Source organism: Stenotrophomonas sp. 3diitr2024 (assembly GCF_042136455.1).
Classification (GTDB): domain Bacteria; phylum Pseudomonadota; class Gammaproteobacteria; order Xanthomonadales; family Xanthomonadaceae; genus Stenotrophomonas; species Stenotrophomonas sepilia.
This window is the reverse complement of sequence record NZ_JBHHMJ010000195.1, coordinates 1-467: the sequence shown is the minus strand read 5'-3', so window position 1 is coordinate 467 and position 467 is coordinate 1. Positions and strand designations below refer to the sequence as shown.

At 65.3% G+C, this 467-nt stretch carries 1 protein-coding gene; it reads left to right on the top strand.

Annotated elements, in window-relative coordinates; genetic code table 11:
* Nucleotides 1-467 (top strand): malonate decarboxylase subunit alpha (locus ABGA94_RS04515; protein WP_375366507.1); only part of this gene is annotated, 467 nt, incomplete at both ends.

Here is a 467-nt window from a genome sequence, read left to right as displayed (position 1 = left end):
GGCAACCTGCGCGCGGCCACCATCACCGCGCTGGTGATTCCGCTGTCGTTCCTGTTCGCGGTGATCGGCATGAACCGCTTCGGCATCAGCGGCAACCTGATGAGCCTGGGTGCACTGGACTTCGGCATCCTGCTGCGCGAGGAGAACAAGGACCTGCCGTTCCCGCTGATCCTGACCGGCCCGACGGTAGCGGCACCGTACTTCGAGCAGATTGATCGCTTCATCACCATCGGCGTGCACAGCACCGTGTCCTCGGAAGAGCGCTACGCACCGGCCAGCGATCCGACCACCTTCACCGTGCTGGCCCCGCGCCAGCGTGACGTCGAGTACGACGCCGACCGCCACGGCAACCTCTATACCGGGCCGAATACCGAAGACACTCCGGTGATCGTCGAAGCCACCGCCTTCGGTGGCGGCATCGTCATCGCCCAGGTCAACGAGATCGTCGACAGCCTCCCCCGCGTCGA